The 21,394-nt window shown below is 34.5% G+C and carries 19 protein-coding genes and 1 pseudogene; 14 read left to right on the top strand and 6 right to left on the bottom strand.

Translation table 11 applies throughout. From position 1 onward, the window contains the following. Positions 1-48: 48 nt before the first annotated feature. Both pepF and ABH957_RS05820 read right to left on the bottom strand, forming a co-directional pair. A complete protein-coding gene (gene pepF, locus ABH957_RS05825) occupies positions 49-1,836 on the bottom strand; it encodes an oligoendopeptidase F (RefSeq protein WP_404510744.1) in 1,788 nt (595 codons plus the stop codon). 118 nt (positions 1,837-1,954) lie between these two features. Further along, positions 1,955-2,746 carry an arylamine N-acetyltransferase family protein gene (locus ABH957_RS05820; RefSeq protein WP_002033438.1) on the bottom strand — a complete coding sequence of 264 codons (792 nt, stop codon included), beginning with the start codon at positions 2,744-2,746 and terminating at the stop codon, positions 1,955-1,957. A 216-nt stretch (positions 2,747-2,962) separates the two neighbouring features. Here ABH957_RS05820 and amyS point away from each other — a divergent pair, with 216 nt between their 5' ends. The 5 genes from amyS (at position 2,963) to ABH957_RS05795 (ending at position 9,099) form a co-directional block, all read left to right on the top strand. Next, complete coding sequence (gene amyS, locus ABH957_RS05815; protein WP_033729931.1) at positions 2,963-4,504, top strand: alpha-amylase; 1,542 nt, start codon at positions 2,963-2,965, stop codon at positions 4,502-4,504. Positions 4,505-5,033: 529 nt separating this feature from the next. Beyond that, the gene (locus ABH957_RS05810) at positions 5,034-6,935 is read left to right on the top strand and encodes an endonuclease MutS2 (protein WP_404476404.1); all 1,902 of its coding nucleotides are present in this window, start codon (positions 5,034-5,036) and stop codon (positions 6,933-6,935) included. 6 nt (positions 6,936-6,941) lie between these two features. Then, the gene (locus ABH957_RS05805; RefSeq protein WP_002137597.1) at positions 6,942-7,466 is read left to right on the top strand and encodes a GNAT family N-acetyltransferase; all 525 of its coding nucleotides are present in this window, start codon (positions 6,942-6,944) and stop codon (positions 7,464-7,466) included. A gap of 160 nt (positions 7,467-7,626) precedes the next feature. Beyond that, the gene (locus ABH957_RS05800) at positions 7,627-8,337 is read left to right on the top strand and encodes a histidine phosphatase family protein (protein ID WP_404510742.1); all 711 of its coding nucleotides are present in this window, start codon (positions 7,627-7,629) and stop codon (positions 8,335-8,337) included. Positions 8,338-8,646: 309 nt separating this feature from the next. Then, positions 8,647-9,099, top strand: a complete 453-nt coding sequence (locus ABH957_RS05795) for a hypothetical protein (RefSeq protein WP_404444168.1) — start codon at positions 8,647-8,649, stop codon at positions 9,097-9,099. Positions 9,100-9,175: 76 nt separating this feature from the next. On the opposite strand, the gene ABH957_RS05790 is transcribed toward ABH957_RS05795, so the two are convergent. After that, positions 9,176-10,141 carry a quinone oxidoreductase family protein gene (locus ABH957_RS05790; protein WP_404444171.1) on the bottom strand — a complete coding sequence of 322 codons (966 nt, stop codon included), beginning with the start codon at positions 10,139-10,141 and terminating at the stop codon, positions 9,176-9,178. 123 nt (positions 10,142-10,264) lie between these two features. On the opposite strand from ABH957_RS05790, the gene ABH957_RS05785 reads away from it, so the two are divergent. After that, positions 10,265-11,158 (top strand): LysR family transcriptional regulator, encoded by an 894-nt coding sequence (locus ABH957_RS05785; protein ID WP_404456681.1) that lies wholly within the window; start codon positions 10,265-10,267, stop codon positions 11,156-11,158. Between the two features lie 87 nt (positions 11,159-11,245). On the opposite strand, the gene ABH957_RS05780 is transcribed toward ABH957_RS05785, so the two are convergent. Further along, complete coding sequence (locus ABH957_RS05780; protein ID WP_404467690.1) at positions 11,246-11,779, bottom strand: GNAT family N-acetyltransferase; 534 nt, start codon at positions 11,777-11,779, stop codon at positions 11,246-11,248. Between the two features lie 573 nt (positions 11,780-12,352). On the opposite strand from ABH957_RS05780, the gene ABH957_RS05775 reads away from it, so the two are divergent. Beyond that, entirely contained in the window at positions 12,353-13,114 is a 762-nt protein-coding gene (locus ABH957_RS05775; protein WP_404456687.1) for a CPBP family intramembrane glutamic endopeptidase, read from the top strand. A 215-nt stretch (positions 13,115-13,329) separates the two neighbouring features. Here ABH957_RS05775 and ABH957_RS05770 read toward each other — a convergent pair whose 3' ends face one another. Beyond that, the gene (locus tag ABH957_RS05770; protein ID WP_404510740.1) at positions 13,330-13,818 is read right to left on the bottom strand and encodes a DinB family protein; all 489 of its coding nucleotides are present in this window, start codon (positions 13,816-13,818) and stop codon (positions 13,330-13,332) included. A 204-nt stretch (positions 13,819-14,022) separates the two neighbouring features. Here ABH957_RS05770 and ABH957_RS05765 point away from each other — a divergent pair, with 204 nt between their 5' ends. Both ABH957_RS05765 and ABH957_RS05760 read left to right on the top strand, forming a co-directional pair. Beyond that, a complete protein-coding gene (locus ABH957_RS05765; protein WP_404444184.1) occupies positions 14,023-14,478 on the top strand; it encodes a DinB family protein in 456 nt (151 codons plus the stop codon). A 372-nt stretch (positions 14,479-14,850) separates the two neighbouring features. Further along, a pseudogene (locus ABH957_RS05760) lies at positions 14,851-15,887 on the top strand (DUF4003 domain-containing protein). A gap of 190 nt (positions 15,888-16,077) precedes the next feature. Here ABH957_RS05760 and ABH957_RS05755 read toward each other — a convergent pair. Then, positions 16,078-16,842, bottom strand: coding sequence for a DUF817 domain-containing protein (locus ABH957_RS05755; RefSeq protein ID WP_033708377.1), 765 nt, complete (start codon positions 16,840-16,842; stop codon positions 16,078-16,080). A 276-nt stretch (positions 16,843-17,118) separates the two neighbouring features. Between ABH957_RS05755 and ABH957_RS05750 the strand changes: the two genes are divergently transcribed. From ABH957_RS05750 to ABH957_RS05730, 5 genes are all read left to right on the top strand, one after another. After that, entirely contained in the window at positions 17,119-18,153 is a 1,035-nt protein-coding gene (locus ABH957_RS05750; RefSeq protein ID WP_404444188.1) for a FecCD family ABC transporter permease, read from the top strand. After that, positions 18,154-19,170 (top strand): FecCD family ABC transporter permease, encoded by a 1,017-nt coding sequence (locus tag ABH957_RS05745; protein ID WP_404444191.1) that lies wholly within the window; start codon positions 18,154-18,156, stop codon positions 19,168-19,170. A 21-nt stretch (positions 19,171-19,191) separates the two neighbouring features. After that, positions 19,192-20,100: an iron-hydroxamate ABC transporter substrate-binding protein gene (locus ABH957_RS05740; protein ID WP_390187993.1), complete on the top strand. Its 909-nt coding sequence runs from the start codon at positions 19,192-19,194 to the stop codon at positions 20,098-20,100. Positions 20,101-20,325: 225 nt separating this feature from the next. Continuing rightward, positions 20,326-20,877 carry a GNAT family N-acetyltransferase gene (locus tag ABH957_RS05735; protein ID WP_404510738.1) on the top strand — a complete coding sequence of 184 codons (552 nt, stop codon included), beginning with the start codon at positions 20,326-20,328 and terminating at the stop codon, positions 20,875-20,877. Between the two features lie 250 nt (positions 20,878-21,127). Continuing rightward, a complete protein-coding gene (locus ABH957_RS05730) occupies positions 21,128-21,355 on the top strand; it encodes a coiled-coil domain-containing protein (RefSeq protein WP_002033458.1) in 228 nt (75 codons plus the stop codon). The last annotated feature ends 39 nt before the right edge of the window (positions 21,356-21,394 follow it).

The following is a 21,394-nucleotide window of genomic DNA, read 5'->3' as shown; positions in this document are numbered from 1 at the left end:
TATTTTATATGAAAAAGCATGCAGATTCTATAATCTGCATGCTTTTTTCTATAATGCTGAAAACTCTTCAACAAGTTGGGTGAATCGATTTAATGCACTTTCAATCGGTTCTGGTGTAGTTAAATCAACGCCAGCTTTTTTCAGTAGGTTTAATGGATAGTCAGAACTTCCGCCTTTAAGGAATTCAATATAGTTTTTCTGAGCATTTGGATCACCGCTTAATAATTTATCGGCGATTTGAATGGCAGAAGCGAATCCAGTTGCGTATTTGTATACGTAAAATGGACGGTAGAAATGAGGGATTCTAGACCAGCCATATTTTACTTCTTCGTCAAATACGAGAGAGTCGCCATTATATTCTCTAAATAAGTTTTCGTAAATTTCACTAAAGACTTTGGCATTTAATGGTTTACCTTGTTCGGCCATTTTATGTGTGATTTTTTCAAATTCTGCAAACATGATTTGTGTAAAGAAAGTACCTTTAAAGCTATCGATAAAGTAGTTAATTAAATGATTACGTACGTTCGTTTCTTTTGCTTCTTTTAATAAATAATGAATTAATAACACTTCATTTACTGTAGAAACGACTTCTGCAACAAAGATAGTATAGTGTGCAGAAATTCTTGGTTGGTATCCGTGTGAGTAATGCGTATGCATACCGTGCCCGCATTCATGAGTAAGGGTGAAAAGGCTATTTAAATCATCATGATGATTTAAAAGAATGAAAGGATGAACACCGTATACACCAAAGTTATAAGCGCCAGAACGTTTTCCTGGTGTTTCTCTCACATCTATATAGCGTTTATCTTTAAAGTTTTTTAATGTTTCGATATATTCTTTACCTAAAGGAGCTAGTGACGCGATCATTATATCAAACGCTTCGTCGTATGGAATGTCTTGTTTTACACCTTTTACTAAATCAACACTCAAGTCGTATTGTCGTAGTTCATCTACATTTAATTTTTCTTTTCTAAGTTCATTATACGTATGTAATGATTGAATGTTTTTTTTCGTTGTCTCAATTAAATTTTCATATACTTCTTTCGGAACCATGTCGCCAAATAATGATTTTTCTAAAGCTGATGGATATTTTCGTAGCTTTGAGACAGTAACATTGTTTTTAATAGCTGCGGACAAAGTAGAAGCGATAGAATTCTTTAATTGAACGTATGGTTTGTAATAAGCTTTATAGGCTTCTTCACGTTTCTCACGATTCTCATCTTCTATTAGCTTTGAATACATTCCACGTGTTAAGTTTACTTTTTCTCCATCATCAGTAGTCACTTCACCAAAAATTATATCTGCATTATTTAACATGCCAAATGTATGCTGCGGGGAGGAGAGTGCTTCACCCATTTGTGATAAAATCTCTTCTTGGTCTTTATTCAAAACGTGTTTTTTATAACGGTATAGCTCAAATAAGTCTTCTTTATAATAGTGTAAGCCTTCGGTTTCTTCTATGTAAGAATATAATGTGTTTTCATCTACGCTAAGTAAGAATGGAGAAAAGAAAGATTTAGCCGCACTTACTTTCACGTGTAATTGTGATACTTTGTCGACAAGGGATTGAGCGTCAGTATCGCGTGTATCAAGATCAGATTGTAATCGTGCATAAGCGAACATTAAAGATATTATGCTAGATATTTCTTCACTCTTTGTTAAATAAGCTAATAAACTATTGCCGTCATGAATATTTCCATTAAACTTGTGTAATTCATTCGTTAATACTTCAATTTTATGAAAATCGCTTTCCCAATCTTCAATTGTATGATAAATATCCGTTAAATCCCATTTTTCTTTATCAGCTACTTGTAGTCGATCTTTAAGTTCAGTCATAATCATTTCCTTTCTAAATATGTAGTTATATTCCTATATAACTATGAAATACAACAAATTGCAAAAAATCCCTGCTGGAAAATGAAAAGCCTTGCCGGAAATGGCGAGGCTTTAAAAGTTATAATGTAATGCCGAACGTTGAATGAAGGAGGTTTGTATATTGCTCTTTTGTAATTGTTTCTTTTGTTTTATTTCTATTTTTCGTTACTGTAAGGCTATCTTTTGTTAATGATGCGTGCCCGTCATGAGTAAGTTTTACAACAAGAGGTACTTTGTTAAATGGTGAACCTTCATGTTCAACAATAATTTTTTGTGCTGCATTTGCTTTCGTTTCATCCACTTCTTCCAAGTAAAATGCATAACCTACTGTCCAATCATCAGTAGAAGATTGATCTAGAAACTCATTGCTTTTACGCATTTCTAAAATATAATTACCTTTTTCAGTCGTTTCTTTACGAATACGATAGTCGCCTGTTACAGAATGAACGATCTCACCTGAGAAAGGAACAGGGGAAAGGGGTAAATATGATCCGAAACCTACTTCAATTAAGTAAAGTTCATTATGATGTTGTAAAACAGTTGCGATATGCCCTGAATCTACAGCCCATATAGAATTTGCAGCGTTATAAACTGTTCCTGAAACGAGATGGACATCGAATTTAGAGTCTTTAAGGAAGTAATACATAGCCGGATTCAATTCATAACAAAGGCCGCCACGGTTGTTTATTAAAATTTTTTCTTTTAGATTTTCTTTTGATATTTCTTTAAAGTTGTTTTCGAGAATATTTAAGTTTTCAAAAGGGACAGTTTGTGCCATTGCGTACATAATGTTAGGTAAATCTTCAAATGAAACTTTGTGTTTTTCTTCTATATTTAATCTTGCAAAAAATTGTTTTTGAAAGTCGGTCATAGAAATCCCTCCGTTATGCTTTTATAGATAAATTGTAAACAATTTTGAATCCGATGTGAATTTTAAACTATATGGGGTACTTGTGGAATAGTTGAATTCATATTTTGAAAAATAATGTGAGAGATTAAAAGATTGTTACTTTACTAACTGTAGAACGAATATTATAATAATTTTAATAAATTATGCAAACGTTTTCTTGAAAGGGATGGTGTAAATATGTTGAAAAGGATTACGGTAGTCTGTTTATTGTTTATTTTGCTTTTTCCTAATATATATGAGGGAAATAAGGCAGAAGCAGCAACAGTGAACAATGGAACATTAATGCAGTATTTTGAGTGGTACGCTCCGAATGATGGGAATCATTGGAATCGTTTGCGTTCCGATGCTGAAAGTTTAGCTCATAAAGGAATCACATCTGTATGGATACCACCTGCATATAAAGGGACTTCGCAAAATGATGTAGGGTATGGGGCCTATGATTTATATGATTTAGGGGAGTTCAATCAAAAAGGAACGGTGCGGACGAAATATGGGACAAAAGCACAGTTGAAATCTGCAATTGACGCTTTACATAAGCAAAACATCGACGTATACGGTGATGTAGTTATGAATCATAAAGGTGGGGCTGATTATACTGAAACCGTAACAGCTGTTGAGGTAGACCGTAACAATCGAAATATTGAAGTATCAGGTGATTATCAAATTAGTGCATGGACGGGGTTTAATTTTCCAGGGCGCGGAGATGCTTATTCTAATTTCAAATGGAAATGGTATCATTTTGACGGAACGGATTGGGATGAAGGAAGGAAATTAAATCGAATTTATAAATTTAGGGGTGTAGATAAAGCGTGGGATTGGGAAGTGTCTAGCGAAAATGGAAATTATGATTATTTGATGTATGCAGATCTTGATTTTGATCATCCTGATGTTGCGAATGAGATGAAAAATTGGGGAACATGGTATGCGAATGAATTAAATTTAGATGGCTTTCGTTTGGACGCTGTTAAACATATTGATCATGAATATTTACGCGATTGGGTAAATCATGCCAGACAGCAAACGGGGAAAGAAATGTTTACAGTAGCTGAATATTGGCAAAATGATGTTCAGGCTTTAAACAATTATTTAGCGAAAGTCAATTATAATCAATCTGTGTTTGATGCACCGCTTCATTACAATTTTCATTATGCTTCAACAGGAAATGGGAATTATGATATGAGAAATATTTTAAATGGAACAGTAATGAAAAATCACCCTGCACTCGCAGTTACTCTCGTTGAGAATCATGATTCTCAGCCTGGGCAGTCATTGGAATCTGTAGTAAGTCCGTGGTTTAAGCCGCTGGCATATGCATTTATTTTAACTCGTGCAGAGGGCTATCCTTCAGTTTTCTATGGTGATTACTATGGGACAAGCGGAAATAGTAGTTATGAAATTCCAGCGTTAAAAGATAAAATTGATCCAATTTTGACGGCACGAAAAAACTTTGCATATGGTACGCAGCGTGATTATTTAGACCATCCAGATGTGATTGGCTGGACAAGAGAAGGCGATGGTGTACATGCTAATTCTGGTTTAGCGACATTACTCTCGGACGGACCAGGAGGATCAAAGTGGATGGATGTTGGAAAGAATAACGCTGGGGAAGTATGGTACGATATTACGGGTAATCAAACAAATACTGTAACAATTAATAAGGACGGATGGGGGCAATTCCATGTAAGTGGAGGCTCAGTTTCCATATATGTTCAGCGGTAAATTGGTGATGAAAAGAAGAGGTAGACTGAAATATAAGTTTCCTCTTCTTTTTTACATTCTGCATAGTTATTAAAGTATGACACCTTTACTTCTTATAAAACATATAGTATGATGATTTCAATAAATTAGATTTCAATGAACATAAAATATAAATTAATGAGAGGTGCTTTTTGTGAGTGCGGTAGGTACTAAATAGGAAAAATTTAATGAAATAAATCGGATAAGACCAGGGGATTTTTATGTATATCATACCCCTAATTTTGTCATGCATTTATTTCGAAACCTATGAAGATACCTACAATACTTTATAAAGCGTGTAATAAGGGGAGTGCCATCTGTTTTTATGGCTTATTTTCTCATATGTTATTACACATGCCTTGTAAATGTAAAAGCTGCGGTATCCCCGCAGCTTTTTTGTATATATTTATGATGTATAAAAATGGTAATTGAATAATGTAGAACTCATTGGAATCTAATGAGTAGGTATCTTCATTTATGATATAAATCAATCATAGTGAGGAGAAACAAAATGAATACGATGACTTTTGAAAAGTTACAATATAACGAATTAATGGAAATAGTGAAATCATATTGTATAAGTGGATTAGGTAAGGAATTATTAAATAAATTAGAGCCGAGTACGAGTATAAAAGTAGTGAGAAATCGCTTAAATGAAACGACAGAAGCACGAGCTATAGTAGATGCAGAAGGGCATGTTCCTTTCTTCGGAATTTCCAATATCGCTAGTACAATTCAAAAATTAGAAAAAGGGATGATTTTAGATCCAGCAGAGTTAGTGAGCGTTTCAGACTTTTTACGTGGGTGCCGAAAGATTAAAAAGTTTATGCTAGATAAAGAATTCTTTGCGCCAGTATTATCTTCGTATGCAAATTCAATGTCTGAATTTAAAAGTATCGAAGAAGAAATTAACTTTTCGATTAAAGGAAATGGCATTGATGCAGCTGCTAGTAAAGAGTTAAAACGAATTCGAAATAACATTGATTCTGTAGATGGAAAAATAAAAGAACGTTTAACAAAATTTTTAAATAGTAGTGCAAATAAGAAGTATATTCAGGAATTCTTTATTAGTAAAAAGGATGATCGCTATACGATTCCAATCAAATCTACCTATAAAAATCAAGTTGCGGGAAGTATTGTTGAAGCTTCCGCTAAAGGTTCTACTGTATTTATAGAACCACATACGGTTACAAAGTTAAATGCGGAGCTCGCAAGTTTGAAAGCAGAAGAAGCGATGGAAGAGTATCAAATTTTAGCGACTTTATCAGGAATGGTATTAGAAAATATTTATCATATAAAAATTAATATGGAATTGATTAGTCAATATGATATGGTATTTGCGAAAGCGAAGTTTAGTAAATCAATCGATGGAATAGAGCCGAAATTAAATGATCATGGCTACATTCATTTAGTGAATTGTAAGCATCCGCTTTTAAGTGGGAAAATAGTACCATTAAACTTTGAAATCGGTCAAAACTACCGAAGTTTAATTATTACAGGACCGAATGCGGGCGGGAAAACGATTGTGTTAAAAACAATCGGATTGTTAACATTAGCGACAATGTCAGGCCTGCACATCGCTGGAGATAAAGAAACGGAAATTGCTATTTTTGACAACGTATTTGTAGATATTGGTGATAATCAAAGTATTGAAAATGCACTAAGTACATTCTCATCGCATATGAAAAATCTATCCGAGATTATGAGGATGTCAAATAATAATACATTACTACTATTTGACGAAATAGGAAGTGGTACAGAACCGAATGAAGGTGCGGCGCTTGCGATATCTATTTTAGAAGAATTTTACCTCGCGGGATGTATTACAATTGCGAGTACGCATTACGGTGAAATTAAACGCTTTTCAGAAATGCATGGTGATTTTATGAACGCAGCAATGCAATTCAATAGTGAGACGCTAGAGCCACTTTATAAATTAGTGATCGGTAAATCAGGTGAAAGTAATGCACTTTGGATTGCGAATAAAATGAATGTGAGAGAACATGTACTGCAAAGAGCGAAAGAGTATATGGGAAATAAAGAATACGCTATAGAAAAAGTGAATGAAAGTAAAATAAGAAAACCGAAAATGGTGCAAGAAAAAAGAGAAAATGACTATGAATATAAAATCGGCGACCGTGTGAAATTGTTAGATCATAACGATTTCGGGATTGTATATAAGGAAAAAGATAATTTCTATAATGTTGTTGTATATTATAACGGTGAATTCGTTGAAGTGAATGTAAAACGTATTACTTTAGAGGTAGCGGCGAAAGAATTATACCCAGAAGGATATGATTTAAATACACTATTTGTCGATTATAAAGAAAGAAAAATGCAGCATGATATTGAGCGCGGATCGAAAAAAGCGCTTCGTAAAATTGAAAAAGAAATAAGAAAGAATAGAGGATAATATAGAATGGTAACGATTAGACAAGAACAACAAAATGATTGTAGTAAAACTGAAGAAGTTGTAAAACAAGCATTTTCAAATGAAGAATTTAGTGATAAAAAGGAACATGAACTTGTAAAACGTATTAGAGAATGTGACGCGTTTATTCCTGAATTATCAATCGTTGCAGTAGATGAGGAAATAGTCGGGCATATTATGTTATCAAAAATTAAGATAGAACAAGACGGAACTTCTGTAGAATCATTAGCACTTGCACCAGTATCCGTTGCTAGGGGCCATCAGAAAAAAGGAATTGGCGGAAAACTTATCGTAGCTGCTTTAGAAAAAGCGAAAGAACTAGGATATGAATCTGTTGTGGTATTAGGACATCCAGAGTACTATCCGAAATTTGGATTTAAAAAAGCAAGTGATTGGAATATAAAAGCACCATTTGAAGTGCCAGATGAAGTGTTTATGGTGATGGAGTTAAGAGAGAATGCTCTTCAAGGTGTAGAAGGAGTTGTACAATATTCGAGTGCTTTTGCTGAGTAGGAGAATCGATTAAGAAATGTAATCATAAAAGATGCTATCTTTTTGTAGGAATATACAGAAAGATAGCTTTTTTTATTAAGCAGATCTACTTACGTATATTTTGCTCAATGAATAATTGAGATGGTAAAATTGATATAGAAATGTAAAGGGAGAGAATATGATGAAGAATCGAGAAACAGATAGCAATGAGAATGTAGTTACGTTATATGTTACAAGACATGGTAAAACAATATTAAATACGAATCATCGCGCGCAAGGTTGGGCAGACTCTCCGTTAGTAGAAAAAGGTGTGGAAGTTACCTCTAATTTGGGAACGGGATTAAAAGATATTCATTTTGCGAATGCGTATAGTAGTGATAGCGGTCGAGCGATTGAAACTGCTAATTTAGTATTAAAATATAGTGAGCAATCAAAATTGAAACTTGAGAAAAGAAAAGATTTACGAGAATTAAATTTTGGTATTTTTGAAGGTGAAAAACTTGAAAATATGTGGGATGTGGTTGGGAAAGCTGCGGGCGTTGCATCTCCAGAAGAACTCATGAAGTTTTCTATTCAAGAAGTGATTAATCTTATTAGAGCAGCAGACCCTACGAAACAGGCGGAAGATTGGGAATTATTTTCTACTCGGATAAAAACAGAGATTGATAAAATTAGTGAAGAAGCTGCTAAAAATGGAGGTGGCAACGTTTTAGTTGTCGTTCATGGGCTTTTGATTACTGCCTTAATAGAAATGTTAGACAGTGCCAAAACAAAACTTGGAGTGGAAAATGCAAGTGTGACGAAGATTGTATATCAAGATGGGAAGTACACAGTCGAATCAGTTGGGGATATGAGTTATGTTGAAAAAGGAAAAGAAAGTGTGGAAATATAATTAAATCTCAAATAGAAATAAGAAAAAGAAGCTAGAAAGATCTTAACGAGATCTCTTTAGGGTGAGTTTTACTCAACATAACAAATAAGATCGTATGCCTTTTCGCATAAGCGGAAGGGTCTTTTTTTATTGATTTAAATCATATTTCGTTGATTTTGTACCAAAAACAGTACCACTTTCAACATAAAGTCAGAGTGCACAATGATTTATGTTACAGTTGATTAGAATAGGTGTATAAAATCTTGTTTGAGCAGTAATGTAAAGAGACTCGCAACTGTTTCAGATAGATTTTCAAAATGGGGGGGAATAATGGATTTTCAAGATTTGATGGAATTTAAAGGATATATATATTTAAACAAATTGATTGAACCTGAAGGGAATTCACTGAGGGTACTTATTGATAGGTGCAAAGTTAACAAAACTAAGGGACTCATGAAAATTACAGGTGAGGTGGAAATAGAAGCATCATCCATTGATGTTGATAACAATCTGCCAATTGTGCAATTGGATTTTGAAACGTATGTTGCTTACTCCATTACTAATGAATCGTTTACTGTAATGGATGATTACGAAATTTCAGAAGGTAGAATTTTTAGGATTTACTCAAAATCAAGATATTTGGATTTCATTAAAACAGGAACAATTGCTGAATTTATATTTCCTGAAGAGCAGTTCGTTCACTATCAAATTCCTTGTTTGAACCATATAATCGACATTATTTCATATGATGAGCCGAAAATTACTGGAATAAAAAGAAACTAATAAAATTCCATAATAAAAGAGCATCGGAATCGATGCTCTTTTATATGCTTATCTTTTCTTTTTTTAAGTGGAACGATTACGGGATTAATAAAATCTTCCCAGTACTTTTACGGCTCTCTAATAATTCATGCGCAAGAGCACCATCTTGTAAAGCGAATGTAGTTGGACTCGCGATATTTAATTCTCCTGCAGTGATCCAATCAAATAATTGAGTAGAGCGCTGCTTGCGTTCTTCATACGTAGTAAGAACGTTCCAAAGGTCTCCGCCAGTTAAAGTTTTTGAAGTATCCATAAGCATACGTGGATCTACAGGTGCGGGATTACCGCCAGCCATTCCATAGAATACAACGGTACCACCAACTTTAGTAGCTTTAAAACTTTCTTCTAAAGTAGAACCTACTGATTCATACACAACATTTACTCCGGTACCATTAGTTATTTCAAGTACTTTCGTATGCCATGCTTCAGTATATAAAAATACGTGATTAGCACCAGCTAACGTAGCTACTTGTGCTTTTTCTTTTGATGATGTAAGACCGATTACTGTTCCGCCCAGTAGTTTAATCATTTGAACGAGAAGTTGACCAACGCCACCAGCTGCGGCATGTACTAAAGCTATATCACCTTGTTTTATTTGATAGCTATCTTTCGTTAAATAATGTGCTGTTAGACCTTGCAATAAGACAGAAGCGGCTGTTTCAAAAGAAATAGAATCTGGAAGTGTAATTGCTTTTTCAGATGGAACGGCAACTAATTCTGCATTTGAGAATGGAACGTCAGCAAATGCAATGTGGTCTCCGGGATTGATAGTAGTAACGTTAGCTCCTACTTTTTCAACAATACCAGCGCCTTCATAACCTAATATATAAGGCGGGTTACCAGCGAGATGATAATCGCCGCGGCGTCTATAAATATCAGCGAAATTTAAACCGATTGCTTGCATGCGAACAAGAATTTCATTTGGATTTATAATTGGATCAGGTATTTCTTTATATTGTAGTACATCAGCATTTCCGAACTGTTCGAAACAAAGTGCTTTCATATGGAATACCTCCATTTATATTGTTTGTAGATGTTCTTTATCATACAATACAACTATCAATAGAAAAAGAAGATTATTTCGATGGAATCAATCGGTAATATCGATTGAAAAGAGGGATGATAAATGGAGATAAAACAATTAATTACATTTAAAGTGGCTGCAGAAAGCTTAAATTTTACACAAACTGCGAAGAAATTGAATTTTGCTCAGTCGAGCGTGACAGCGCAAATTAAAACGTTAGAGGCTGAGCTCGGTACGCCGTTATTTGAGAGATTAGGAAAACGTCTTTTCTTAACTGAAGCAGGAAAGAAGTTTCAACTATATGCCGATAAGATGATTGCGCTTAGTAACGAAGCAAAAATGGCTGTGAAAGATGATGAGGAAATAGCGGGTACGTTAATAATCGGTGCACAAGAAAGTCAATGTACATATAGGCTTCCATCTATATTAAAGAAATTTAAAGCACAATTTCCTCAAATAAAACTTATATTTAAACCTGCGCATTCCAATAAAGATGCGAAAGAGCAATTGATGGAGGGGAAAGTAGATCTTGTATTTATTTTGGACGAATGTAAAACAGAGGATGTTTTACATGTGGAGCCACTTATGAAAGAAGAATTAAAAGTAGTAGCTGCTCCTACGCATCGTTTACTTGAACAACCTTCCGTTTCTACAAAAGATTTAGAAAGCGAAACACTTTTACTAACAGAACTAGGTTGCTCGTATCGGACTTTATTTGAAGAGCTATTTCGCGCAGAAGATGTATACCCAGCAAATAAGATCGAATTTGTTAGTGTCGAGGCAATTAAACAATGTGTCATTGCCGATTTAGGTATAGCAATTTTGCCAGCAATAGTAGTAGAAAAAGATATACGAGAGGGAACGATAAAGGAATTAGTCTTAAAGAATACAATCACTCCGATCTATACGCAAATCGCTTGGCATAAAGATAAATGGATGACATCGCCGTTACAGCAATTTATTGAGGTAACGAGGGAGTCTTTTGCAAGGAATTAAGTGGAGAAATATTTGTTTTATATGTAAGAAAAAATGGCACTTTTGTATAGAGAGAACCGATACTTGGATGAAACAAGTATCGGTTCTTTATAGCATATTTTTATAATCATTTTTAAGTATTGCCATAATAATTTCATCCGAGTACGTATCATTATAAAATAAGGATTGACGTAAGGTTCCTTCTTTTACAAACCCAACCTTTTCATAAGCTCTAATTCCACGTAAATTATGGCTAAATACTTCTAACTGTAAACGATTGAATGTGAGTTGTTCAAAAACAAATCTTAAAACTATTTTCATAGCTTCAGTTCCGTAGCCTTTCCCTGTTAATGAAATAGAAAGCATAGATATTCTGAATCCAGCTCTTTGGTTCTCCTCATCGATATCTAAAATCGATAACTCTCCAATCATTTCGTCAGTGCTGTTTAAACAAATAGCGAAATCATAGCGATTTGAATCATTATTTATATTATCTATATGTGCTTTAATTTGCTCCAATGAAAAGGTAGGCTTGGTTCCAGTCATATATCTTATTTCTTCATCCATTGTACTTTCTAATATAATGGGCACATCTAGCTCACAAAGGGGCCTTAAATAAATTCTTTCACTCTCTAATCTCATTATAAATTTCTCCTTAAGGTTGGTGATAGAGTATATAAATATTTTTGATATACATTGAAGAAGAGTTTTATTTTGTGTATTGTTTGAAAAGTAGGTATCTTACTTTGATGTTACATGAATTTTATAATGGTATGGTATACCTAAAACAAATAATAAAAGTTTTATACACAAAAAAATGTATCAACAAGTTTTTTGATAATACTATTATTATTGCTTTTCATTCCACTTTTAAATGAACATGAATTTTTTATAAATATTTTTAGTGGAAAATAAGCCTTTCCCACTAATTTGCACCGTAGTTAAACAAGACTTAAATAACGTTATTGTCACTTTACAAGAGCATGTTTTGATTGGTTCTCAAAACATGCTCCTTCTTTTTGTTTGTTTATCCCGTATTAACGGATAGTGAGACTCCAACTTCGAACCTTGACCGAAGCAAAGTAGGTAGGAGTCGGCCTATCCAGAAAAGCCTGATAGAGTAGGGAGGTTCCTTTAATGTTTTGGAATAATTTAGCATAAGTGATTTTCATATCTCTAAATTTATGCTCTAATTAAAATAAAGGAGGCAAGTAAATGGGGAATGAGATTAAACGATATGTAATACGCACTTTTATATTTACATGGATACTATGGGGGCTATTAATTAGCTTAATAAAATTAAACATTACGACATTTGGTACACCGTTAGCGATGATATTATTTGTTTTCGGAGGGATCATGCCATCAATCATTGCAATTAGTTTAAAGAAAAAATATGGATCAAAAGAAGAGTTCAGAGTGTTTATTAAAAATATTGTTAATCCTAGGCATTACTTTGTATGGTATGTTCTAATCGTTGTTCTAGCTTTTATTAGCTGTTATCTTCCAACGATATTTGGTGGAGCAACGATGCAAAAACCATTATACGTGGCATTACTTAGTTTTCCAATAATGATTATTGGTGGCGGTCTTGAAGAAATCGGATGGAGAGGGTTCTTACAACCTGCCCTTCAGAAAAGGTTTTCGGCATTTTTTAGTACGGTTATTGTGAGCGTTATATGGGCTATTTGGCACTGGCCGTTATGGTTTATTCCAGGTACGAATCAAACTCAAAGGGATTTTATAGCCTTTATAATTACGACAATTGCTGTATCTTTCTTATTAACTACAATTATTAACACAACTAAAAGTATTTTTATGTGTCTAATTTTTCATGCGCTTCTTAATTCTTTTTGGACTGTGTACGTGCCAAATGATAAAGTGTTACCAGCATTTTCAACTTTTATTTTCGGAATTTTCGTATTTATCGTGTATAAAGTCATAATAAAAAGAAAGAACCTCTTATTGATTAGGTAACTGAAATAATAAAAGGAAACATATTAATATATTTTTTATGGATATGAAACTAATTAATAAGAACACGACACAAACATAATTAAAATATAATACAAGTTTGTGCCGCAAAAAAATTTGCAAAACTATAAACAACATCAAAAAGAATGAAGAGCCTTTCAATATACATAAACAATGCTAAGGACAGTTATAGTAATTCATTTGTTAGAACAATTGAATTAACTAAGGTCTGTGTCAGGAGGAGTATATCCAAGGTGACGAGTCATTGATACAATTTGGCCTTTATGATGAAATTCATGTGTTTCCGCATGGGTTAAAAGCCATAGCGGAGTTGTGCTCCAAGGTTCTTTTTTCCATTTCACTTCATTTGCTATATTTTCGAGCCAACGGTCATTGTATGCATCTAAAAATCGTTGTACAGTTTCATCTACTAACTTAAATCTAGCACGAACTGTTTCGACATCTGCATGCTCAATTTCGTAGTCGCTAGCAAATGAAAAATCTGCTCGTTTTTGTTTAAATGCGAATGATCCAAGCCAGTATCGATAGCAATCGGCTACATGAATATGTGTTTTTATAATGCTGCCACTTCCGAAGTTAGGAACCGTACTGTGCAATTTTTCTTGTGGGATTTCTTCCAAAAATGTAAATAGATTTTCCCTTGTAGAACTAATAAGATTATATTGTTGTTTTAAAACATCTAACATGTAATTACACTCCTCTTTTGTTTACTGTAATATTTGTGCAGTAAGTATTTCTATATTTATGAGGAGTGGTCCTTTTTTATTGTTTTCAGTAAGCATATTAGATGTGTTTTTTAATTGTTTCTGATAGATTAAACAAGGTGAAACTTTAATAAGTAGAACATTCTTAGCTCATAATAAATTGTACATAAAAAAGGGGACGATAAAATGAATAGAATAATTGGTTTAAAACAATTTGAAATAACGCGTGGGGCATTACTTGAATTTATGGAGACGCTTGATGATAAAACTGCGGATACGCAGCCGGAGGGCTTTAACAATACAATTCGCTGGCATATCGGTCACGTGTTAACGGCAGCAGAAACTTTCATGTTTGGAAGAGAATTTAAACAATTACCAACTGAATATCCAGGTATGTTCGGGTATGGATCAAGACCATCTAAATGGAAAACAGAAGGACCATCATTAGAAGTGCTAACGGTTCAATTAAAAGAACAAGCGAAGCGCATTCAAGAAATTCCAGCAGAAGCATTTGAAAATAAACTTCCAGAGCCATTTTTAGGGTTGGAAACAGTTGGAGAGCTTTACGGTATGATGTTGTATCATGAAGCAGATCATATTGGGCAAATGAAGGCGATGGAACGAATTATTAAGGCTTTTTAGTTTTTGGTAAAGTTTAATTGCATATAAAAAACGAAATCACAGATGTTTTGTCAAAATTGAGGTGTAAGTAATTACAACCTTATTTTTCACAATACAGGTGTAATGTTAAATAATATATAGACAAAAAAGGGTAGATAATTTATTATCTATCCTTTTTTGTTGTTGAACTTCTTGAAGGATTAAGGATTATGAACGCTAATCATCGTGATGCTGATGAAGAAGGAAAGAAAACCAACCAATTAGGATAAAGAAACATCCTAAGTTTTATGGTAGTTATTATTTTTTTTGTATTACTTAATAGAAAAATATTGAAAATAATACAGAAGAAAGTATAAGGTTGCAAAATCTGTATGAAATAGGGTATTCCTAAATATGGAATATACGTATAATAAAAGAGAGGAACTAGAAAATGGGGGAATACTATGATTACATTGGAACAAAAGTTGGAGCAATACACACATACATATGCACAGTTAAAGGGAGAACTAAAATGGAAAACAAGTGATTCTCGAACAGGTATGATGATTGCTGCTATGTATGCAGGTAGTGATAAACTGTTTGATCTCGGACGTTTTTTAGAAATTAGTAGTTATATTAAGAATCAGGTAGGGATGTTTTCATACTTAAAGTCTTATCATCGCTTTGTGGTGGCCGCAACATTAGATATTCACTTTACAGATTACAAGGAAGCTTTTCGGAGGTTTTTAGATTTATATGAACAATTGGTCGCTGGTGGCTTTAGCCGGAGTATATTTACTTATCTCGCAGCAGCTGTGCTTTTAACAGAAGAAAATGAACAGCATGGCACGCACATTCAGCGTTCGATGCAAGTATATAAACGGATGAAAGAGGATCATCTTTTTCTTACAGGTACAAATGATTATCCACTCGCGGTTTTACTAGCAGGACAATCAGAGAATGTAGAAACACTTATGGACCGGGTAGAACGTCTTTATCAGAAACTAGCGAAAGCTGGTTTGCGTAAAGGGAATGATCTTCAATTTTTAAGTCATATCCTCTCACTAAAGAAGGATGTCCGTGAAGAAATGTTAGTTGTAACATGTACAAACATATGGAATTTGTTAAAACAAGAAAAGGTAAAAGTGAAACAGATGCATTATCCAGCTATCGGGCTACTAGCGTTACTTGAGGATGGAGAAAAAGAGATTCATTCTATTAAAGCGTTGATTGAAAAATTGCAAGGGGAGAAATTTTTCCGTTGGCATACAGATACGAATATTCTTATTGCTATTCAACTGTTCGTAAGTCAGAAAGGTGAGGAAAGTAAAGCTACCAACGCAGGTTTACAAACAATGATAGAAGTCCTCATACAAGCACAACAAGCAGCTATGATAGCAACGATTGCCGCTTCATCTGCAGCAACCTCTTCTGCTAGTACTAGTTCATAATGTGTAACTGCTTATGCGCTTGTAAATTATGATGAACCTATAACCTCTTTGATGAGAACGGTTTAAAAAATATTAATAAAAAAGGCCCATCACTCTCTAATGAGTGATGGGCTAACTGTTTTTACAGAGTGGATTTTTTTATTGGGTAAGGAAGATAAGTTGTTATTTTAATGTTTTTACATAATTAGCATTATCTTTTTGACTGCTTAAAATGTTTGAGTTGTGTAACAATCATAATGCTAATAACAACGAGTAAAAACCATGAGCTAATTTTGCTTAAGTGAACGAGGCTCCATGTTTCCCGTTGATTTGGATATTGCCATGCTCCGAAGAAGGTAGCGATGTTTTCTGCAATCCAAATAAAGAATCCGATAAGGAAAAATGAGAGTACGAGCGGCATTTTATATGTAACGCCTCGTAATGAAAATTCCACAAATGTGCGAAAGAAAACAATGAATAAAATTAAAGTTAATACCCATCTAAAGTCATATAGAAAATGATGTGTAAAAAAATTAAAGTAAATCATTGCTCCTAGAGGTATTGCAAAAATAGCTTTCGGCCAATGATGCATTTGTAAATGCAATCTTCTCCACGCTTGGCATATGTAACTTGCGACACTCGCATACATAAAACCGCTGTAAAGCGGAACTCCGAAAACTTTTGAATACGCCTCTTCAGGATAACTCCATGAACCGAAATGTACTTTATATATTTCTAGTAAAAGGCCGATGAGGTGGAAGACAGTAATTACTTTTAGTTCGTCTTTCGTTTCAAGACCAGTCTTGTACATAATCCACTGCATAAGAAGACATACGATGAGTATGAAATCATATCGGTACAGCCCTGGAATCGAAATGATTTTTGAAAGAGCAAGTGTTAAAAAAATAACGACAGGGAACAAACAGGATAATGCTTGTTCATAAGTAAAATAGAGTAGTTGTTTTACATAAAACATGTTTTCACCTTCAGGGTTTTTATTTGAAAAATCAAAATAATAACTTAGTATATTACAAATTTGAAAATAAAACAGTACGTCATTTTGCATGTATTTGGAAGTTTTAGAAGGGAATTGTAATAAGTATTTTGATAGTTTAACAAAGTAAAAAAATAGTTTGCTATTTAAAAAAAGTGGGGATATAATATCTAAATGAAAATGATAATTATTATCAATAATGATTATAAATAAAAAATAATTATAAAAAAGAACTGAATATAAAGGATGAAATGAAACATGTTACATAAGTCTACTGTACATGCTGGCAATAATCGCTGGATACATATTAAGTTCGTATGTTTCATGAGCTTAACAATTTTATGTTTAATCGGATCTATATTTTTAGCTATTGCATTCGGGGCAAAGGATATTCATTTGCAAACGGTGTGGGCAGCGGTTTTTGATTATAATCCGAAATTAACACAGCATCAAATTATTTATGAATTAAGGCTCCCAAGGGTAATTGGCGCAGCAGTTGTAGGAGCTGCTTTTGCAGTCGCTGGAGCTGTTATGCAAGGGGTAACACGAAATCCTTTAGCTGATGCAGGTGTACTCGGAATAAATGCAGGTGCGATGTTTGTAGTAGCACTTAGTTTTGCTTTTTTCCCGCATATGCCGTATTCCTATTTAATGATTGTCTCCTTTATTGGAGCAGTTTTAAGTACAGTACTCATTTTTATTATTGGATCAGCAACATCAGGCGGTTTAACGCCGATGAGGTTAACGATTGCAGGGGCAGTTATGGCCGCGCTTTTACATTCGTTAAGTTCAGGTGTCGCGATTTATTATGACTTAAGCCAAGATTTAGCATTTTGGTATGCTGGTGGTGTTGCGGGGGTTAAGTGGGAACACTTGAAATTTTTAGTGCCTATTATTCTCGTAACAATTGTTTTTGCGACAACGTTAGGGAGATCTATTTCACTCATATCGATGGGTGATGATGTTGCTACGAATTTAGGAGTAAAAACGAACCGAACGAGAATGCTTGGGATGATTATAGTAGTCATTCTTGCAGGTGTGTCTGTTTCAGCTGTTGGTTCCATTGGATTTGTAGGACTTGTCATTCCGCACATTGCTAGAAAATTAGTAGGTGTTAATTATCGGCTTATTATTCCTATGTCAGCATTATTAGGAGCTATGTTATTAGTTTTAGCTGATTTAGGAGCAAGAACAGTAAATCCTCCTAAAGAACTTGCGATAGGAATTATGGTAGCTCTTGTTGGAGTTCCGTTCTTCCTTTATATAGCACGTAAAGTTGGGAGGGAGTTATAAGTGAAGGATCTTTTTAGCACGGATAAAAAGAGAGCTATTACTGTAACTACAATTTTTGGATGTTTGAGTATCGCTGTAATTTTGATTAGCTTAAATACGGGGACGCTGAGCATTGCACCACTCAAAGTAATTCAAACGCTTTTTGGTTATGGTGATTTTGAGAGTGCGACAGTCCTGTACGATTATCGTATGCCAAGAATAATTATTACAATGTTAGCAGGTATTGGCCTTGGGGTTTCCGGTGCGATTTTGCAAGGGCTATCTCGTAATGCGCTCGCAGATCCTGGTATTCTCGGATTACATTCGGGTGCATCTTTCGGGCTTATTGTATTCGTTACTCTCTTTCATTCTATTAACGAGAGTGCATCGATTTTAATACCGTTATTTACATTTGGCGGAGGAGTGTTAGCTGCATTTCTTATTGTTTTGCTTGCGAGTGATCGGTCAAAAGGTTTACTTCCCATTAGACTTATTCTTGTTGGTATTGCAGTTTCAGCTGGTTTTAGTGCACTTTCGTTATTTTTCTCGCTCAAGTTAAATGATGAGACGTATACATTCGCTTCTAGATGGTTAGTTGGTAATGTGTGGGGAAGAGACTGGATTCATGTGCTAGCATTATTACCGTGGATTTTGATACTAACCCCGTATGCATGGCTGAAATCTAAAACATTAAATGCATTGTCACTAGGTGATAGTGTAGCAGCAGGACTTGGTGTTTCTGTTCAAAAAGAACGTTTACTGCTTTTAGCTACAGCGGTAGGATTGTCTTGTGCAAGTGTATCGATGGCAGGGGGAATTGGCTTTATCGGCTTAGTTTCTCCGCATATCGCAAGAAAGTTAGTAGGTAGTACATATCAACATTTCCTTCCGTTAGCTGGCATTATTGGAATGATTATTTTAGTACTCGCAGATACGATAGGGCGCTCTTTATTTGAGCCAAATTCTATTCCAGCGGGTGTAGTAGTAGCTGCTTTAGGAGCGCCGTATTTTCTTTATTTACTTACAAAAACAAAATAAATACTTCAAAGAGGAGAACATATGAAAAAGAAACTTTCCATTTTATTTAGCATTATGTGTATTTTAGTATTAGCAGCATGTGGTCAATCGAAACCTAATGAAGAGGCAACTAAAAAAACGGAAAAAAGTAATGACCCAAAAATTGCTTCAATGTCTATTCACTTAACAAATGATTTACTTGCATTAGGAATTACACCAGTAGGTTCTGTTATTGGTGGAGATTTAAAAGATTTCTTACCACACGCAAAAGAGCAGTTGAAAGATACGAAGAAACTGGGTGTTGTAACAGATCCAAATATGGAGGCATTACTTCAATTAAAGCCAACTGACATTTATGTTGATGAAAAATATGCTGGCAAAGATTTAGCGAAATACGAAAAAATTGCAACAACACATTCTTTCAATTTAGATGAAGGTACGTGGAGAGATCATTTAAAAGAAGTAGGTAAACTTGTAAACCGTGAGAAGGAAGCGGATAAATATATTCAAGACTATGAAGAACAATCAAAACGAGTGAAAAGTTTAATAGATAAAGAGCTAGGTAATAACGAAAAAGTAATGGCAATTCGCGTGACTGCAAAAGAATTGCGTGTCTTTAGTACGAAAAGACCGATGGGACCAATTTTATTCCAAGACTTAGGATTACAACCTGCAAATGGTGTAGAGAAAATTGATGGAAACCGTCCTTTCGAAGTCATTTCACAAGAAGTATTACCTGACTTTGATGCAGATGCGATTTTCGTTGTTGTAAACAGAGATGATAAGGCAAAAGCTGCATTTAAACAATTACAAGAAACACCAATTTGGAAAGACTTAAAAGCTGTTAAAGGTAAGCACGTATACATTATCAATGACCAACCATGGCTTGACTATTCTGCTTTAGGCAACAAAATGGCAATGGATGAAGCGGAGAAAATGTTTACGAAATAATACAGTTTTACTATTAGGAAAGGCCCTCTAAATTTGGAGGGCCTTTTTATTGTTGTTATTGTTAGAATAAATGAAAAATTATACAATGAAGTTAATTCAATGCAAGGGAGATGTGCCAATGTCAGCGCTTATTGTAAGTATCCCATTAAAAAAACAGTTTATGGAACAAGGGGATAAATAGGCTAAAATTATTGTCCCCGCTATTTAAAAAAGGGGGAGTTTGAAATGACGATGAATCTTTTTCAAAATAAAACTATTAAATTATCAGCTATTAGAGAAGCAGATGCTGAAGTAATGGCTATGTGGCAAGAGGATAGTGAGTATTTAAGAAATGTAGATACAGACTTAGCGTTCCCGCAATCGTTACAAGAAATAGCAAGTGATGGACTATTAAAGGGACGGAGATCGAATAGTGTTTCTTTCATGTTAAGGACAGTTCAAGATGAGCGCTTAATTGGTTTTGTGGCGATTCATGGCATAGAGTGGAATAACAGAACAGGTCTATTAGCAATTGGTATAGGAGATGCAAATGATAGAGGGAAGGGATATGGGAAAGAAGCGATACATATTATTCTAAAGTATGCTTTCTATGAAATGAATCTACACCGCATCGGCCTCGATGTTATTTCGTATAATAAAGCTGCCATTGCGTTGTATAAAAAGATGGGTTTTCAGATGGAAGGGTGTATGAGAGAAGCGGTTCAAAGGGATGGGAAGTGTTTTGATCGTATGATCATGGGGATATTGCGTGATGAATGGATAGAGCTACAAGATTAAAAGTACATTCCATATTATATATGTAGTATGCAGGAGATATAACGGTAATTGGCGAAATTTTACAGTGAACTGATTGAATTTATCCCGCATTAACGGGCAGTAAAATTCCCACCTCAAAATTCAGGTGGAGCGAAGAAGTTAGGTGTGAGATCAACTGCCCGTAAACGCCCGATTGGTTCAACTAATAATCAGTGGGGGATGAACAAAATCCCCACTGATTAAAGTTTCACTTTATAAGGAGTTATGCGAGATGAACTTAGAAAAAAGTAAGCCAGTAAACGAAGAGGTCGCTGAATTAAAAGAACTAATTAAAGAACTACACGGAAGTGTACATCAACTTCAAAGTGAAGTGCAACAACTAAGGCACGAAAGACCAGTTGTTGAAGTGAGAAAAGGTGTTCAACTATCACCAACAATCATCGGACAAATTGGTGGTATGATTTTAGGTGGATTAGCAATTATAGGTATATTTTGGTGATGAAAAAAGGTTTGTAGCATAGTGCTGCAAACCTTTTTT

The sequence above is a fragment of the Bacillus sp. RC242 genome (genome assembly GCF_044908245.1).
Classification (GTDB): Bacteria; Bacillota; Bacilli; order Bacillales; family Bacillaceae_G; genus Bacillus_A; species Bacillus_A mycoides.
This window is presented reverse-complemented; position numbering and strand designations above follow the sequence as displayed.

Bases quoted from the DNA above. Each gene is read 5' to 3' on its own strand.
- ABH957_RS05730 (WP_002033458.1), top strand. From the start codon at position 21,128: ATGAACTTAGAAAAAAGTAAGCCAGTAAACGAAGAGGTCGCTGAATTA.
- ABH957_RS05775 (WP_404456687.1), top strand. From the start codon at position 12,353: ATGGGGAATGAGATTAAACGATATGTAATACGCACTTTTATATTTACA.
- ABH957_RS05765 (WP_404444184.1), top strand. From the start codon at position 14,023: ATGAATAGAATAATTGGTTTAAAACAATTTGAAATAACGCGTGGGGCA.
- ABH957_RS05795 (WP_404444168.1), top strand. From the start codon at position 8,647: ATGGATTTTCAAGATTTGATGGAATTTAAAGGATATATATATTTAAAC.
- ABH957_RS05740 (WP_390187993.1), top strand. From the start codon at position 19,192: ATGAAAAAGAAACTTTCCATTTTATTTAGCATTATGTGTATTTTAGTA.
- ABH957_RS05770 (WP_404510740.1), bottom strand. From the start codon at position 13,818: ATGTTAGATGTTTTAAAACAACAATATAATCTTATTAGTTCTACAAGG.
- ABH957_RS05750 (WP_404444188.1), top strand. From the start codon at position 17,119: ATGTTACATAAGTCTACTGTACATGCTGGCAATAATCGCTGGATACAT.
- ABH957_RS05790 (WP_404444171.1), bottom strand. From the start codon at position 10,141: ATGAAAGCACTTTGTTTCGAACAGTTCGGAAATGCTGATGTACTACAA.
- pepF (WP_404510744.1), bottom strand. From the start codon at position 1,836: ATGACTGAACTTAAAGATCGACTACAAGTAGCTGATAAAGAAAAATGG.
- ABH957_RS05810 (WP_404476404.1), top strand. From the start codon at position 5,034: ATGAATACGATGACTTTTGAAAAGTTACAATATAACGAATTAATGGAA.
- ABH957_RS05735 (WP_404510738.1), top strand. From the start codon at position 20,326: ATGACGATGAATCTTTTTCAAAATAAAACTATTAAATTATCAGCTATT.
- ABH957_RS05805 (WP_002137597.1), top strand. From the start codon at position 6,942: ATGGTAACGATTAGACAAGAACAACAAAATGATTGTAGTAAAACTGAA.
- ABH957_RS05820 (WP_002033438.1), bottom strand. From the start codon at position 2,746: ATGACCGACTTTCAAAAACAATTTTTTGCAAGATTAAATATAGAAGAA.
- amyS (WP_033729931.1), top strand. From the start codon at position 2,963: ATGTTGAAAAGGATTACGGTAGTCTGTTTATTGTTTATTTTGCTTTTT.
- ABH957_RS05785 (WP_404456681.1), top strand. From the start codon at position 10,265: ATGGAGATAAAACAATTAATTACATTTAAAGTGGCTGCAGAAAGCTTA.
- ABH957_RS05800 (WP_404510742.1), top strand. From the start codon at position 7,627: ATGAAGAATCGAGAAACAGATAGCAATGAGAATGTAGTTACGTTATAT.
- ABH957_RS05780 (WP_404467690.1), bottom strand. From the start codon at position 11,779: ATGAGATTAGAGAGTGAAAGAATTTATTTAAGGCCCCTTTGTGAGCTA.
- ABH957_RS05755 (WP_033708377.1), bottom strand. From the start codon at position 16,842: ATGTTTTATGTAAAACAACTACTCTATTTTACTTATGAACAAGCATTA.